Here is a 14,390-nt window from a genome sequence, read left to right as displayed (position 1 = left end):
ACGCTGAGGTCAGGGAGCGAGGGGACGGACGTGCGGGAACCGACCGTCGAAGTCGCGGCGGACTACTTCCAGTCCTATTCCGTCGTCGGACTGCTCGCCCTGGTCGGCGTGCTGTTCGTCGCCGTCGCCTTCGGCGCGGGACGCCTGCTGCGCCCGGTGGTCCCCACCCCCGAGAAGCTCCTGACGTACGAGTGCGGCGTCGACCCGGTCGGCGAGGGCTGGGCCCACACCCAGGTCCGCTACTACGTCTACGCCTTCCTCTATGTGATCTTCGCGGTCGACTCGATCTTCCTCTTCCCCTGGGCGATGGTGTTTGCTGGAGACGGGTACGGCGCGACGACGCTCGTCGAGATGTTCATCTTCCTCGGCTTCCTGGCCGTGGGCCTGCTGTACGCATACAAGAAGGGCGTCCTGACATGGACGTGACCCCAGAAGCGACTTCCCCGGCCGTGACTTCCCCGGCCGTGACTTCCCCGGAAGCGACGTCCTCCGGGCCGGTGCCGCTGCCCGAGCCGAAGCGCCTGGGCACCCTGGCCCGCCTTGCCCCCGAGCCGATGAAGGTGGTCCTGAACTGGGGCCGCCGCTACTCGCTCTGGGTCTTCAACTTCGGCCTCGCCTGCTGCGCGATCGAGTTCATCGCCGCGTCGATGGCCCGCCACGACTTCATCCGCCTCGGCGTCATCCCCTTCGCGCCCGGCCCGCGCCAGGCCGACCTGATGGTCGTTTCCGGCACGGTCACGGACAAGATGGCCCCGGCCGTGAAGCGCCTCTACGAGCAGATGCCCGAGCCGAAGTACGTCATCTCCTTCGGCGCGTGCAGCAACTGCGGCGGCCCCTACTGGGACTCCTACTCCGTGACGAAGGGCGTCGACCAGATCATCCCGGTGGACGTCTACGTCCCGGGCTGCCCCCCGCGCCCCGAGGCCCTGCTCCAGGGCATCCTCAAGCTCCAGGAGAAGATCGCGCGCGAGTCCCTGGACGACCGCTACGCCACGCACGCACCCCGCCCGGCCGCCCTCCGCCCCTCGACGGCGGCCCTGCAGAGCGCCCTGGTACAGCCACCCCGGGCCCCGTCTCCTCCGGCGCCGGGGGAGGGCCGATGAGCACGGTCGGCTGGCTCCCGGCCCCCGCCGAGGAACTCTTCGGCCCGCAGGCCACGGCCGAGGAGTCCTACGACGTCCTGACGGTGGACGTCCTGCCGACGTCCTGGACCGCCGCGCTGCGCGTCGCCCGCGACCGGCTGTCCTGCACCTACTTCGACTGGCTGAGCGCGGTCGACGAACCCGGCACCGGCTTCCGAGTCTCGGCCCACCTGGTCGCCCTTTCCCCGGTCCGCCGCCTCCTCGTGCGCACAACGATCCCGCACGAGGCGCCGACCCTCGCCTCCGCCGTCGACGTCTACGCCGGCGCCGCCTGGCACGAACGCGAGACGCACGAAATGTTCGGCGTCACCTTCGAGGGCCACCCCGCCCTGAACCACCTCCTCCTCCCGGAGACCTTCGAAGGCCACCCCCTGCGCAAGGACTTCGTCCTCGCGGCCCGCGTCGCCAAGGCCTGGCCAGGCGCGAAGGAACCCGGCGAGTCCGAGCATGGCGGCCCCAAGCGCCGCCAGATGCTCCCCCCAGGCGTCCCCGACCCGAACGAATGGGGCCCCCTGAAGGGCCAGCTCCCCCCCGCCCCGGCCCGCCCGACCCGCGCGGCGGCAGGACGCCCGGCCGGCGACCGCCCGGTCCGCCGCGCCCGCACCACAGCAGAGGGCTCAGCAAGCCAGACCCCGACGCCGACACCCCCGACCGAGCCAACCGCAACACCCCCAACCGGCCCCCGCCGCGCCCGAAGCGCAACCACGGGTTCGGCATCACAGCGGGCGGCCGGCCCGGAACCCGCAAGTGCGGTGGAAGCCGGGGAGGCCGCTGGAGCCGCGGGCGCCGCGGAGGCGGGACCCACGGCTCCCGAGCCCACCCCGCAGCCCCCGGCCGGCCCCCGCCGCGCGCGCAGCGCCTCCCAGGGCTCGGCCTCCCAGCGCCCCCAGCCCCCGACGACCTCCCCGGGCACCCCCACCCGCCCCGCCACGCCCCACCGCAGCTCCGACGCCCCCTGGCACCACGCCCGCCCAGCATTCGACGAGCCAAAGCCGGACAGGGACCCGGACCCGGAGCCGAACCCGGAGCGGCAACAGAAGCCACAGCAGAAGCCAGATCAGGAGCGGGACCAGGAGCGGGATCAGGAGCCGGAGCCGGAGCCCGGGCCGGACCCGGAGTTCAGGAATGGGGCAGAGCCCCAGCCGGAGCCCAGGAACGGCGTACAGCCCGTGCGCGAGCCGGAGCAGTCCCGTGCTGAGCAGTCGGCCACCGGGGGGAAGCCGGCGCCCGTCGAAGAGACCGAACGCCCCGCCCCCGACGACCCCGCAGGAGGCCAGCAGTGAACGACGCTGTCGACGTCGCCCTGCGACTTCTGGTCGTGTTCGTCGTCTTCCTCACCTTCCCCCTGATCGTCGGCCAGACCGAGCACAAGGTGATGGCCCACATGCAGGGCCGCCTGGGTCCGATGTACGCGGGCGGCTTCCACGGCTGGGCCCAACTCATCGCGGACGGTGTGAAGTTCGCGCAGAAGGAGGACATCGTCCCCGCGGGCGCGGACCGCCGTATCTTCCAGCTCGCCCCTGCCGTGGCCCTCCTCCCGTATCTCCTCGTCCTTCTCGCCATCCCCGTCGGCCCCGGCGAGGGCGCCGTCGGCCAGGTCCTGGACGCGGGCATCTTCTTCGTGCTGGCCGTGATGGGCGTCGGAGTCCTCGGATCCCTCATGGCCGGCTGGGCCAGCGCCAACAAGTTCTCCCTCCTCGGCGGCCTGCGCACAGCCGCTCAGCTCCTCGCCTACGAGCTCCCGATGCTGCTCACCGCCGCCTCGGTGGCGATGGCGGCCGGCACGGTCTCCCTGCCCGGCATCGTCGACGCCTTCGAGTGGTGGTGGCTGCCCTGGCAGATCACCGGCGCGATCGTCTTCTTCGTCGCCGGCCTCGCCGAACTCCAGCGCCCGCCCTTCGACATGCCGGTCGCCGACTCGGAGATCATCTTCGGCGCGTACACCGAGTACACCGGTCTTCGCTTCGCTCTCTTCCTCCTCGCCGAATACGCCGGAATCGTCGTCCTGTGCGGGCTGACCACCGTCCTCTTCCTGGGAGGCTGGCACGGCCCCTGGGGCGCCGACGGCCTCGGCTGGGTCTGGACCCTCCTCAAGGCGGCCGTCCTCGCCTTCGTCGTGATCTGGCTCCGCGTCACCTATCCCCGCCTGCGCGAGGACCAGCTCCAGAAGCTCTCCTGGACCCTCCTCGTCCCCCTCTCCCTCGCCCAGATCGCCCTCACCGGCGTCGTCAAGGTGGTGATCCAGTAACCATGGCCCCCATTCCCGGTAGTGGCCTCGCCAAAGGCCTGGCCGTCACCCTCCGCACGATGACGCTCAAGACCGTCACCGAGCAGTACCCGGACGCCCAGCCCGACCTCCCGCCCCGAACCCGGGGCGTCATCGGCCTGTTCGAGGAGAACTGCACGGTCTGCATGCTGTGCGCCCGTGAGTGCCCCGACTGGTGCATCTACATCGACTCCCACAAGGAGACGGTGCCGCCCGCCGCCCCGGGCGGCCGTGAGCGCAGCCGCAACGTCCTCGACCGGTTCGCCATCGACTTCTCCCTGTGCATGTACTGCGGTATCTGCATCGAGGTGTGTCCTTTCGACGCCCTGTTCTGGTCCCCGGAGTTCGAGTACGCCGAGACCGACATCCACGAACTCACCCACGAACGCGACAAGCTCCGCGAGTGGATGTGGACCGTCCCGGCCCCGCCCGCCCTCGACCCCGCCGCCGAGGAGCCGAAGGAGATCGCGGCCGCCCGCAAGACGGCCGAGAAGCTGGCGGCGGCCAAGGCCGAGCCGAACGAAGCCCAGGGAGGAGCATCGTGACCCTCGCTCAGGCACCCCACGGCTTCCTCTCCCCGACCGGCGTGGAGATCGCCTTCCTGCTGGTCGGCCTGGTCACCTTCGGCGCAGCCCTCGTCACCGTCACCACCAAGCAGCTGGTGCACGCCGCCCTGTGGCTCGTGGTCACCCTCGGCGGTCTCGCTGTCGAGTACCTCCTGCTCACCGCCGAGTTCATCGCCTGGGTGCAGGTCCTCATCTATGTCGGTTCCGTCGTCGTCCTCCTCCTCTTCGGTCTGATGCTCACCAAGGCCCCCATCGGCCGCTCCCCGGACGCGGACTCCGGCAACCGCTGGGCCGCCCTCACCGTCGCCGTCGCTGCGGCGGCCGCCCTGATCTGGGTGGTCGTCGACGCCTTCCGCGCCACCTGGATCGACCTGGACGGCCCCGCCGCCGGCTCCACCGAGGTCACCGGAGCGAGCCTCTTCCAGAACTGGGTGCTTCCCTTCGAGGCCCTCTCCGTACTTCTCCTCGCGGCACTGGTCGGCGCGATCGTCCTGTCCCGCAAGGCGAAGGCGGAGTCGAGCTCTCCCCCTGTGAACGCCCGGCCCACCACCAGGAGTTCCCCTCCGGTCACGGAGAGTTCCGAAAAATCTGGGAGCCTCTCGGCCGTCCCGGACAGCCGCGCGAACCCGGCCGAGCAGGAAGGCGCCCGCTGATGCACCTCGCCTATCCCGCCGTCCTCTCCGCCCTCCTCTTCTGCACCGGCCTGTACGGCGTCCTCGCCCGCCGCAACGCGATCCTGGTCCTGATGTCGGTGGAGCTGATGCTCAACGCCGTCAACCTCAACCTGGTCGCCTTCGACGTCTGGCTCAGCAAGGCCGCCGAGGAGACCCTCCACTCCGGCCAGGCCCTGACCCTGTTCACCATCGCCATCGCCGCCGCCGAGATCGGCATCGGCCTGGCGATCGTCCTCGCCGTCCACCGCAATCGCGGCACCGCGGACATCGACCGGCTCCGCGACACCGCCGAGGGCCACGAGAGCCCCGGAGCCGACGGCCCCGACAGCGACACCCCCGCGACCGGAACGGCCACCGAGAAGGCTGAGGCCACCGCGTGACCACGACCACCCTCGCCGTCCTCGTCCCCCTCCTTCCGTTCCTCGGCGCCGCCGCCGGATTGCTCCTGGGCCGCACCGCCCCCGGATTCGTCCGCCCCCTCGCTGTTCTGCCGACCCTCGCCGCCCTCGTACTGGCCGCGATCGTCGCCGTACGCCAGGGCGGGGACGCCTCCGTCGACGCGGCCACCGAGCTGACCCCCACCGGGTCCGTCCCCGTCGAACTCGCCCTGTACATCGACGGCTTCGCCGCTCTCGTCGCCATCCTGGTCGCACTGGTCGCCACCTGCGTGCAGATCTACTCGACCGGCTACCTGCGCGAAGACCCGCGCTACCCCTCATACGCCGCGCTCGTCTCCCTGTTCACCTCCGCGATGCTGCTGGTCGTCTACTCCGGCGACCTGATCGTGCTGCTGGTCGGCTGGGAAGTCATGGGCATCTGCTCCTACTTCCTGGTCGGCCACTACTGGGAGACCCCGGAGGCCCGCGCCGCCTCCATCAAGGCCTTCCTGGTCACCAAACTCGGCGACGTCCCCTTCCTCATCGGCCTGTTCGCCCTCGCCACCGACGTCGGCTCCTTCCGGATCACGAAGGTCCTCGGCGCAGTCGCCCACGGCGGACTCGACCATCCGACCCTGGTCGCCCTGCTGCTCCTCGCGGGTTGCGCCGGCAAGTCCGCGCAGTTCCCGCTGCACACCTGGCTCCCGGACGCGATGGCGGGCCCCACACCCGTCTCCGCACTGATCCACGCCGCGACGATGGTCGCCGCCGGTGTCTACTTCATCGCCCGCCTCCTCCCGGTCTTCGAGGCCTCCGCCGCCGCCATGCTGGTCCTCGCCGTGATGGCCGCCGTCACGATGGTCGGCTCAGGCCTGGCCGCGCTCGCCCAGGACGACATCAAACGCGTCCTCGCCTACTCGACGATCGGCCAACTCGGCTACATGACCGGCGCCCTCGCCGTCGGCGACCGCGGTGCCGCCGTGTTCCACCTCCTCTCGCACGGCGCCTTCAAGGCGCTGCTGTTCCTCGCCGCCGGCGTGATCATCCACGCCGCCGGAACCAACTCGCTGGCCGCCATGTCCCGCATGAGCCACCTGCGCGACCGCATCCCCGACGCCTACTGGACGATGACCGTCGCGCTCCTCGCGCTCGCAGCGATCCCGCCGTTCAGCGGCTTCTTCTCCAAGGAGTCCGTCCTCGGCGCCGCCGAGCACGTCACGGCCGGTCACACCGAGCACGCCCCCGGCGCCGCAGGGTGGACCGTCCTCCTCGCCGGCCTGCTCACCGCCCTCCTCACCGCCGCCTACGCGACCCGGCTGTGGCTGCTGGCCTTCCGCGGCCGGGGCGCCGAGGCCCCCGACCACGGCCGCCAGCCCCTGACCATGACCGTGGTGCTGTGGGTCCTGGCCGTCCCGTCCCTCGCCCTCGGCGGGTTCACCTACCGCACGCTCCCCGACTGGTTCGACGGCAACGACCTCGCCCCCGCTCTCACCACCTCCGTCCTCGGCACGGGCGTGGCCCTGGCCGGCGGACTCCTCACGTATGCGGCCTGGCGCCACCTCACCGGACTCGCCGCGCGCGTCCCGATCGGCGCGGTCGCCGCACACCCCGAAGGCGACGCGGCCCAGGTCGAGGCCGAGGCCATCGCCACGCACGCGCCCGCCTACGGAGACGTGGCCTCCGCCCCCGACCCGGCGGACCCCGGACGGCTCCTGCTCGGCCCGCTGCACCGCCACGCCGCCGTCGGCTTCCACCTCGACGCCGTCTACCAGACGCTGTTCGTACGCCCCGTCCAGGCCGGCGCGAGCCTCGTACGATTCCTCGACCGCGAGGTCGTCGAAACTTACGTACGCGGCGCGGGCACCCTGCCGCGCTGGCTCGGAGCCGCCGTACGGCGCGCCCAGACCGGCAACGTCCAGACCTATGTGAGCGCGCTGCTCGCCGGCACCGTCGTCCTGGCGGTCGCCGCCCTTCTCGTCGCCTCGGGAGCGTGAGCAGGCGTGATCGATATCAACGAGTCCGTGATGCAGTTCCTTCTGGCGTTCATCGTGGTCGGCCCGCTCCTCGGCGCCGCCGCCGCTCTCCTCCCGGCCCCGCCCGGACTGAAGGGCAGGTCACCCGAGCAGGCCGTGCTCCGGCACGGCGTGACCGTGACCGGCGCGATCCTCATCGCCGCGATCGTCCTCGCGCTCGGCTTCGACCACGACCATCCCTCGAAGATGCAGGCCAGCACCGACATCAGCTGGATCCCCGCACTCGACGTGCGCATCCACCTCGGCATCGACGGCATCTCTCTCCCCCTCTTGGTCCTGACCGCGCTGCTGACCTTCCTCTGCGCGCTCTACTCCTACTTCAAGATGCCCGCGGGCCCGTCCCCGAAGGCCTTCGTCGCTCTCGTACTCGTCCTCGAGTCCGGCACCCTCGCGACCTTCGCCGTCCTCGACCTGCTGCTGTTCTTCCTCGCCTTCGAGATGGTCCTCATCCCGATGTACTTCCTCATCGCCCGCTGGGGCGGCGCAGGCCGGACCCAGGCGGCCTGGAAGTTCATCCTCTTCACACTGCTCGGATCCGTGGTCATGCTGCTCGGCCTGCTCCTGATCGGAATCAAGGCGGGCACCTTCGACATGGTGGCACTCGCCACTGACAACGGCCGGTCGCTGACCACATCCGTGCAGGTCATCGCCGTTCTGGCGATCGGGATCGGGCTAGCGGTCAAGACACCGATGTGGCCCCTGCACAGCTGGCTGCCCGACGCCCACACCGCCGCCCCGACCGTCGGCTCGGTCCTGCTGGCCGGCGTTCTGCTGAAGATGGGCACATACGGGTTCGTCCGGATTCTTCTGCCGATTGCGCCCGACGGCTTCCGCACCTTCGCGCCCTACCTCGCCGCGTTCGCCGTCGTCGGGATCATCTACGGATCCCTCGCCTGCCTGGCCCTCGCCAAACAGGGCGCGAAGGGCGACCTCAAACGTCTGATCGCCTACTCCTCCGTCGGCCACATGGGCTTCGTCCTGCTCGGTATTGCGACCATGACCCCGACCGGTGTGAACGGCGCCCTGTTCGCCAACATCGCCCACGGCCTCATCACCGGCCTTCTGTTCTTCCTGGTCGGAGCCCTGAAGGACCGAACGGGCACGACCGACCTGGACACCCTCGCCGAGCAGACCGGCGCCGCCCTGTACGGCAGGACCCCCCGCCTCGGCGGCCTCCTCGCCTTCGCCGCCGTCGCCTCGCTCGGCCTGCCGGGGCTCGCCGGATTCTGGGGCGAGATGCTGGCCCTGTTCGGCGCCTTCGACCCCGCCGACGACCTCAGCCGCCCCGCCTTCCTCACCTTCACGGCCGTCGCCGCGTTCGGCACCCTGCTGACGGCCGCGTACCTGCTCGTCGTGGTCCGCCGCGTCTGCATGGGCACCGTCCCCCAGGACGCCCCACACCTCGCCGACGTACAGACCTACGAGTTCGCGGCCTGGTCCCCGCTCGTCGCCCTCACCGTCGTCGCCGGCCTGTGGCCCAAGTCCCTCCTCGGCCTGACCGACCCGGCCGTGCAGCAGCTCCTCGCAGGAGGCACCCGATGAGCTCCCTGGTCCAGCCCTCGGCCGCCCAGCCCCTGGCCGAGTCGGTGGTGCAGTCCGTCGACTGGCAGGCCATCGCGCCGCCCACCCTCGCGGCGGTCGTCGCGCTCGTGGTCCTCGTCGCCGACCTCTTCGTCGGCGACGCCCGCAAGCCGCTTCTCGGCTGGCTCTCCGTCGCGGGCCTCACGGCCTCCACGGCCCTCCTCCTGCCCCTCCTGGACGGCGACCGCTCCACCTTCTGCCTCACCGGTGACCCCAGCGCGTGCAGCTACACCGCCGACCGCTTCGCCCTCGTCATCCAGTTCCTGGTGCTCGGCGGAGCACTGCTGGCGGCCCTCCTGTCGGTCACCGCCCTGAAGGACGCGCGCGGGAGACTCCCCGAAGGGGAGTTCTGGTTCCTGCTGCTGTCCTCCGCCGCCGGCGCCGCTCTCCTGCCCGCCTCCCGCGACCTCGCCACCCTCGTCGTCGCCCTGGAAGTCGCCTCCCTGCCCGCCTTCGCCCTCGTCGGCATCCGACACGGCGACCGCAGGTCCTCCGAGGCGGCCCTGAAGTTCTTCCTGTCGTCCGTCACCGCGACCACCGTCAGCCTCCTGGGCATCAGCTTCGTGTACGCGACGACCGGAACCCTGTACCTGACACAGGTCGCCGACCGCATCCAGCACGTCGACGGCCAACTGCACACCCTGGCCCAGACCGGCGTGGTCCTCACCCTCATCGGCTTCGCCTTCAAGACAGCCGCCGTCCCCTTCCACTTCTGGGTCCCCGACACCTACGTCGGCGCCCCCCTGCCCGTCGCCGCCTACCTGTCGGTCGTCGGCAAGGCCGTCGGCTTCTCCGGCCTCATCCTCGTCACCGTCATCGGCTTCCCCTCCTACGCCGACGTCTGGGGCCCCGCCCTCGCCGCGCTGGCCGCCCTCACCATGACCGCCGGCAACGTCGGCGCCCTCCGCCAACAAGCCACGCGCGCGTACAGCGCCGTACGCCTCCTCGCCTGGTCCTCCGTCGGCCAGGCCGGCTACCTCCTCGTACCGATCGCCGCCGCCGCGTACTCCGACGACGCCGGACACGCGATCGGCTCCACCGTCGCGTACGCCCTCATGTACGCCGCAGTGAACCTCGGCGCCTTCGCGGTGGCCGCCCTGGTGGGCCGTACGAGCACGACGAACCGGATCACCGACTACCGGGGCCTCTACGCCAGAAACCCCGCGGCAGCCCTCCTCCTGGCCTTCTTCCTGCTCTGCCTCGCAGGACTGCCGCCCGGCATCATCGGCCTCTTCGCGAAAGTCACCGTCTTCTCCGCGGCCGTCGACGCCGGCCTCGGCTGGCTCGCCGTCGTCATGGCCGTCAACGTGGTGATCGCCCTGTACTACTACCTCCAGTGGACGGCTCTGCTCTTCCGCTCACCCGAGGGCGAGCCGGAGAAACACCGCGTCCCCGCCCCCCTCACAGCCGCGATCACCCTCACCGCAGCCCTCGGCATCGCCCTGTCCGGAGCACCCCAACTGGTCCTGCGCTTCGCCGACACCGGCCTCTTCTGAGCCCCCACGCGCGCGTACGCCCCCGCCCTCACCCGGACGGCGCACGCCCCTGCCCCCAGGCACAAGGGAACTCGTGCCCCCCGCCTGGCGTTGACCAGTACGGGAAGGTGCACTGGATTGGACACCACGGCACCAGTGCCACCGGAGAACAGCAAGATCCGCAAGCAAAGGGTTCCCCTGCTGCACGACTTGGAGGGCGTACCGTGCACCGCCGGCACAACGGGCTCAGGACCGCAGTACTCCTCGGGGGACTGTCCGCACTCATCATCGTCATCGGCAGCTTCTTCGGCCGCACCGGGCTCGTCGTCGCAGTCCTGATCGCGCTCGGCACCAACGCGTACGCGTACTGGAACAGCGACAAGCTGGCGCTACGCGCGATGCGCGCCCGACCGGTGAGCGAGTTCGAGGCCCCCGCCCTCTACCGGATGGTCCGCGAGCTCTCCACCCAGGCCCGCCAGCCCATGCCCCGCCTGTACATCTCCCCGACCGAGGCGCCCAACGCCTTCGCGACCGGCCGCAACCCGCGCAACGCCGCCGTGTGCTGCACGGACGGCATCCTGCGCCTCCTCGACGAGCGTGAACTGCGCGGCGTCATCGGCCACGAGCTCAGCCACGTCTACAACCGCGACATCCTCATCTCCTCGGTCGCCGGCGCGCTCGCCTCCGTGATCATGTTCCTGGTCAACTTCGCCTGGCTGATCCCGATCGGCCGCTCCGACGACGATGACGGCCCCGGCATCCTCGGCATGCTCCTGATCATGATCCTGGGCCCGCTCGCCGCAAGTCTCATCCAGCTCGCGATCAGCCGCTCCCGCGAGTACGAGGCGGACGCCTCGGGCGCCCAGCTCACCGGTGACCCACTGGCCCTCGCGAGCGCCCTGCGCAAGCTGGAGACGGGCACCAAGCAGCTTCCGCTGCCCCCGGAGCCCCGCATCGAGACCGCGAGCCACATGATGATCGCGAACCCCTTCCGCCCGGGCCAGGGAATCTCCAAAATGTTCTCGACGCACCCGCCGATGGCGGACCGTATCGCCCGGCTCGAGAAAATGGCAGGTCGCCACCAGTGAAGACCATCCTGAACGTCATCTGGCTGATCCTGAGCGGCTTCTGGCTGTTCCTCGGCTACGTCCTCGCGGGTGTGCTGCTCTGCATCACGATCCTCGGCATTCCCTTCGGCATCGCCGCCTTTCGGATCGGGATCTTCGCCCTCTGGCCGTTCGGCTACACGACGGTCGAGCGCCGCGACGCGGGAGCGCCGTCCTGCCTGGGCAACGTGCTCTGGCTGATCCTCGCCGGCTGGTGGCTCGCCATCGGCCACATCGTCACCGGCCTCCTCCTCTGCGTCACGATCATCGGAATTCCGTTCGGCATCGCGAACTTCAAGCTGATCCCGGTCTCGCTGTTCCCCCTCGGCCGCGAAATCGTGCCCACCGACCAGCCGTTCGCCTCGCGCTGACTGCGCAGGCCCCAGCTGCTCGCCGTCCACAGCCGGTCCGCGTTGCGCCGCGGTCGGTTGTCCACAACGGGCAAGTTATCCATAGGCCGGCCCGACTGTCAGTGGCGGCTTGCATCATGAACGCATGACCGAGAACGAGCAGTTGCTGGCAAGGTTGGCGGCCAAGGCGGCCACCACCCGCCCGTGGGGCTGGCCTTCGCTCCCCGACCCCGTGGACGAGGCCACCCTCTCCCGTGCCGAGGCCACCCTCGGCTTCCGCCTGCCCCCACTGCTCGCCGACCTCTACCTGCGCATAGGAGACGGCGGATTCGGCCCGGAGTACGGCCTGCTGCCCCTCTTCGACAGCCCTCCGGCCGGCGAACCCGCCGCCGTCACCCAGTACCTCGCCAACCGCGAAAGCGGCCGCCAGGACCCCGACTGGCCCTGGCCCGAGGGCCTCCTGCCGATATCCCACTGGGGCTGCGCGATGTACGCATGCGTGGACTGCCACTTCCCACAGGCGAGGGTCCTGCTTTTCGAACCCAACCCGGGCGACCCCGACCACGCCTGGTTCGTCGACGCCCCCAGCCTCACGGACTGGCTGCACGCCTGGCTCGACGGCACCGGCTGGTACGACGCCATGGACGAAGACCTCAGTCTGACGCCCTGGACCGAGTTCCGAATACGCACGTCGGCGACTCGGGCCTGACGCCACACAGAACACAGGAGAGGTGGGCGAGGAAAGAGGGCGCAGAGCGATTCGGCACCGTGGACGGCGGCAGCAGCCGGCTGCCGCGCATGCGTCGACGGGAGGCCTCTCCGCCCGGCCGTCCGCGCGACTGCACGTCCACCGAGCGCCGCCCGCGGAATCCGCTCACCCGCGGAATCCGCTCACCCGCGGAATCCGCTCACCCGGCGCCCCACGGAACCCGTTCATCCGGCGCCCTACGGGAACCGCCCAGCCCACCCTCGGCTCCGCAGTCCCGACCCCGACCCCTCCCCGACCCCGACCCCTCCTCGGCCCCGTATGGCTATCGCGCGCCCGCCCGCCGCCGTACCCCGTACGCGAGCACGCCCACAGTCAGCACCCCCGTACCCACGACCACCGAAGTCCCCGGCAGTGCGAATGCGAGGACCGTGCAGCCCAGGAGCCCCACGGCGGGCAGCACCCGCCTGGTGGGGGCCGAATCCAGCGTCCAGGCCGACGCGTTGGCCACCGCGTAGTACGCCAGCACACCGAAGGAGGAGAACCCGATAGCGCCCCGGACATCCACCGTGGCGGCCAGGACCGCGACCACCGTGCCCACGGCGAGTTCGGCCCGGTGTGGCACTTGGAAGCGCGGATGGACGGCCGACAGGGCGCCGGGCAGGTGCCCGTCCCTCGCCATCGCCAGCGTCGTGCGCGAGACGCCCAGGATGAGGGCGAGCAGTGAGCCCAGCGCGGCCACGGCCGCCCCGACCCGCACCACCGGCACCAGCCCGGGCACTCCCGCCGCCCGCACCGCGTCGGCCAGCGGCGCACCGGCCCGTCCGAGGCCGTCCACTCCCAGCACGGCAAGGACAGCGACCGCCACACACGCATACACGGCCAGCGTGATCCCCAGGGCCAACGGGATCGCGCGGGGGATGGTGCGCGCGGGGTCCCGCACCTCCTCGCCGAGGGTCGCGATGCGCGCGTACCCGGCGAAGGCGAAGAACAGCAGGCCGCCGGCCTGCAGCACCCCCGCGACGCCCCCGGAGAACCCGATGTCCAGTCGTCCGGCGTCGGCGGCGCCGGACGACAGACACACGACCACCACGGAAGCGAGGACCGCCAGGACCACCGCCACGATCGCCCGCGTCAGCCAGGCCGACTTCTGGATGCCGCCGTAGTTCACCGCGGTCAGCGCCACCACTGCCCCGACCGCCACCGCGTGCGCCTGCCCCGGCCAGACGTACGCCCCGACCGTCAGCGCCATCGCCGCACAGGAGGCCGTCTTCCCGACCACGAACGACCAACCAGCCAGATACCCCCAGAAGGCGCCGAGCCGCTCGCGCCCGTACACATAGGTGCCGCCCGAGGCCGGATACAGGGCGGCGAGTCGCGCCGACGACATGGCGTTGCAGTAGGCGACCACTGCGGCGAGCGCGAGTGAGAGAAGCAGGCCGGAACCCGCCGCGTGAGCGGCGGGAGCGAGGGCGGCGAAGACGCCGGCACCGATCATCGAGCCGAGCCCGATGACCACGGCGTCGCCGACGCCCAGTGTCCGCCGCAGCTCGGCGGCCGAACCGGCGGCCGAACCGGCAGGCGAACCCGTGGGCGATCCGGACTGAGTCATGTGCCGCACCCTACTGATCGACGGAACCACCGGGTTCCGTCGTGGCGTCGTCCACATCAACACGGCACGAACCCGCGTGCGACGAAGCAGGCGGGTGGCGTGGGGCACGGCGAGACGAGCACGGCCCGTCCGGAGCGAGCGACATCACAGTGCCCGGACAGCACGGGCACAGCACGGAAGGGCAGGTTCAGGACATGAGCATCATCAGCTGGATCATCCTCGGGCTGTTGGCCGGAGTCATCGCCAAGGTCCTGCTGCCTGGCCGTGACCCGGGCGGCTTCATCGGTACGACCCTCATCGGCATCGCGGGCGCGTTCATCGGCGGCTGGATATCGGCCCGCTGGCTGGACCACCCCATCACCAAGGACTTCTACGACGGCGCCACCTGGGCCGCGGCGATCGGCGGTTCGCTCGTGCTCCTGATCGTCTACCGCCTGCTGTTCGGCAACTCGCGCGACTGAACTCAACCCGGAGCAGTCCTGTCGGCGGTCGGGAGGACCAC

Annotated in this window: 15 protein-coding genes; 14 read left to right on the top strand and 1 reads right to left on the bottom strand. The window is 71.0% G+C overall.

The features are described 5' to 3' along the window. The first annotated feature begins 30 nt into the window (after window positions 1–30). The 13 genes from B5557_RS18215 (at window position 31) to B5557_RS18155 (ending at window position 12,279) form a co-directional block, all read left to right on the top strand. Window positions 31–426: an NADH-quinone oxidoreductase subunit A gene (locus B5557_RS18215; RefSeq protein ID WP_079660472.1), complete on the top strand. Its 396-nt coding sequence runs from the start codon at window positions 31–33 to the stop codon at window positions 424–426. After that, on the top strand, window positions 417–1,103 hold the full coding sequence (locus tag B5557_RS18210; protein ID WP_079660471.1) for an NADH-quinone oxidoreductase subunit B: 687 nt from the start codon (window positions 417–419) through the stop codon (window positions 1,101–1,103). Before B5557_RS18215 ends, B5557_RS18210 begins: the two co-directional genes overlap by 10 nt. Beyond that, the gene (locus tag B5557_RS18205; RefSeq protein ID WP_079660470.1) at window positions 1,100–2,425 is read left to right on the top strand and encodes an NADH-quinone oxidoreductase subunit C; all 1,326 of its coding nucleotides are present in this window, start codon (window positions 1,100–1,102) and stop codon (window positions 2,423–2,425) included. Before B5557_RS18210 ends, B5557_RS18205 begins: the two co-directional genes overlap by 4 nt. Then, window positions 2,422–3,390, top strand: a complete 969-nt coding sequence (locus tag B5557_RS18200; RefSeq protein WP_079660469.1) for a complex I subunit 1/NuoH family protein — start codon at window positions 2,422–2,424, stop codon at window positions 3,388–3,390. Before B5557_RS18205 ends, B5557_RS18200 begins: the two co-directional genes overlap by 4 nt. Window positions 3,391–3,392: 2 nt before the next feature. Next, window positions 3,393–3,953, top strand: a complete 561-nt coding sequence (locus B5557_RS18195; protein ID WP_079660468.1) for a NuoI/complex I 23 kDa subunit family protein — start codon at window positions 3,393–3,395, stop codon at window positions 3,951–3,953. Continuing rightward, a complete protein-coding gene (locus B5557_RS18190; RefSeq protein WP_079660467.1) occupies window positions 3,950–4,627 on the top strand; it encodes an NADH-quinone oxidoreductase subunit J family protein in 678 nt (225 codons plus the stop codon). The genes B5557_RS18195 and B5557_RS18190 overlap by 4 nt, the downstream gene beginning before the upstream one ends. Beyond that, window positions 4,627–5,028 carry an NADH-quinone oxidoreductase subunit NuoK gene (nuoK, locus tag B5557_RS18185; protein ID WP_079660466.1) on the top strand — a complete coding sequence of 134 codons (402 nt, stop codon included), beginning with the start codon at window positions 4,627–4,629 and terminating at the stop codon, window positions 5,026–5,028. Before B5557_RS18190 ends, nuoK begins: the two co-directional genes overlap by 1 nt. Then, window positions 5,025–7,019 (top strand): NADH-quinone oxidoreductase subunit 5 family protein, encoded by a 1,995-nt coding sequence (locus tag B5557_RS18180; protein WP_079660465.1) that lies wholly within the window; start codon window positions 5,025–5,027, stop codon window positions 7,017–7,019. The genes nuoK and B5557_RS18180 overlap by 4 nt, the downstream gene beginning before the upstream one ends. 6 nt (window positions 7,020–7,025) lie before the next feature. Continuing rightward, window positions 7,026–8,600 carry a complex I subunit 4 family protein gene (locus tag B5557_RS18175; RefSeq protein WP_079660464.1) on the top strand — a complete coding sequence of 525 codons (1,575 nt, stop codon included), beginning with the start codon at window positions 7,026–7,028 and terminating at the stop codon, window positions 8,598–8,600. After that, the gene (locus B5557_RS18170; RefSeq protein ID WP_079660463.1) at window positions 8,597–10,135 is read left to right on the top strand and encodes an NADH-quinone oxidoreductase subunit N; all 1,539 of its coding nucleotides are present in this window, start codon (window positions 8,597–8,599) and stop codon (window positions 10,133–10,135) included. The genes B5557_RS18175 and B5557_RS18170 overlap by 4 nt, the downstream gene beginning before the upstream one ends. A gap of 203 nt (window positions 10,136–10,338) precedes the next feature. Continuing rightward, window positions 10,339–11,202, top strand: coding sequence for a zinc metalloprotease HtpX (htpX, locus tag B5557_RS18165; RefSeq protein ID WP_079660462.1), 864 nt, complete (start codon window positions 10,339–10,341; stop codon window positions 11,200–11,202). After that, on the top strand, window positions 11,199–11,591 hold the full coding sequence (locus tag B5557_RS18160) for a YccF domain-containing protein (protein ID WP_079660461.1): 393 nt from the start codon (window positions 11,199–11,201) through the stop codon (window positions 11,589–11,591). The genes htpX and B5557_RS18160 overlap by 4 nt, the downstream gene beginning before the upstream one ends. A 124-nt stretch (window positions 11,592–11,715) precedes the next feature. Next, the gene (locus B5557_RS18155) at window positions 11,716–12,279 is read left to right on the top strand and encodes an SMI1/KNR4 family protein (RefSeq protein WP_079660460.1); all 564 of its coding nucleotides are present in this window, start codon (window positions 11,716–11,718) and stop codon (window positions 12,277–12,279) included. A 322-nt stretch (window positions 12,280–12,601) separates the two neighbouring features. Here B5557_RS18155 and B5557_RS18150 read toward each other — a convergent pair whose 3' ends face one another. Continuing rightward, window positions 12,602–13,888 carry an APC family permease gene (locus B5557_RS18150; RefSeq protein ID WP_079660459.1) on the bottom strand — a complete coding sequence of 429 codons (1,287 nt, stop codon included), beginning with the start codon at window positions 13,886–13,888 and terminating at the stop codon, window positions 12,602–12,604. A 194-nt stretch (window positions 13,889–14,082) separates the two neighbouring features. Here B5557_RS18150 and B5557_RS18145 point away from each other — a divergent pair, with 194 nt between their 5' ends. Continuing rightward, window positions 14,083–14,349, top strand: a complete 267-nt coding sequence (locus B5557_RS18145; protein ID WP_079660458.1) for a GlsB/YeaQ/YmgE family stress response membrane protein — start codon at window positions 14,083–14,085, stop codon at window positions 14,347–14,349. Window positions 14,350–14,390 lie beyond the last annotated feature (41 nt).

The sequence above is a fragment of the Streptomyces sp. 3214.6 genome (assembly GCF_900129855.1).
GTDB classification, from domain to species: domain Bacteria; phylum Actinomycetota; class Actinomycetes; order Streptomycetales; family Streptomycetaceae; genus Streptomyces; species Streptomyces soliscabiei.
The sequence above is the reverse complement of the archived record's forward strand: the minus strand, read 5'-3'. Positions and strand labels throughout refer to the sequence as shown.

Coding starts and splice junctions, on each gene's coding strand:
- nuoK (WP_079660466.1), top strand. CDS start 4,627: ATGCACCTCGCCTATCCCGCCGTCCTCTCCGCCCTCCTCTTCTGCACC.
- B5557_RS18150 (WP_079660459.1), bottom strand. CDS start 13,888: ATGACTCAGTCCGGATCGCCCACGGGTTCGCCTGCCGGTTCGGCCGCC.
- B5557_RS18205 (WP_079660470.1), top strand. CDS start 1,100: ATGAGCACGGTCGGCTGGCTCCCGGCCCCCGCCGAGGAACTCTTCGGC.
- B5557_RS18195 (WP_079660468.1), top strand. CDS start 3,393: ATGGCCCCCATTCCCGGTAGTGGCCTCGCCAAAGGCCTGGCCGTCACC.
- B5557_RS18155 (WP_079660460.1), top strand. CDS start 11,716: ATGACCGAGAACGAGCAGTTGCTGGCAAGGTTGGCGGCCAAGGCGGCC.
- B5557_RS18210 (WP_079660471.1), top strand. CDS start 417: ATGGACGTGACCCCAGAAGCGACTTCCCCGGCCGTGACTTCCCCGGCC.
- B5557_RS18170 (WP_079660463.1), top strand. CDS start 8,597: ATGAGCTCCCTGGTCCAGCCCTCGGCCGCCCAGCCCCTGGCCGAGTCG.
- B5557_RS18145 (WP_079660458.1), top strand. CDS start 14,083: ATGAGCATCATCAGCTGGATCATCCTCGGGCTGTTGGCCGGAGTCATC.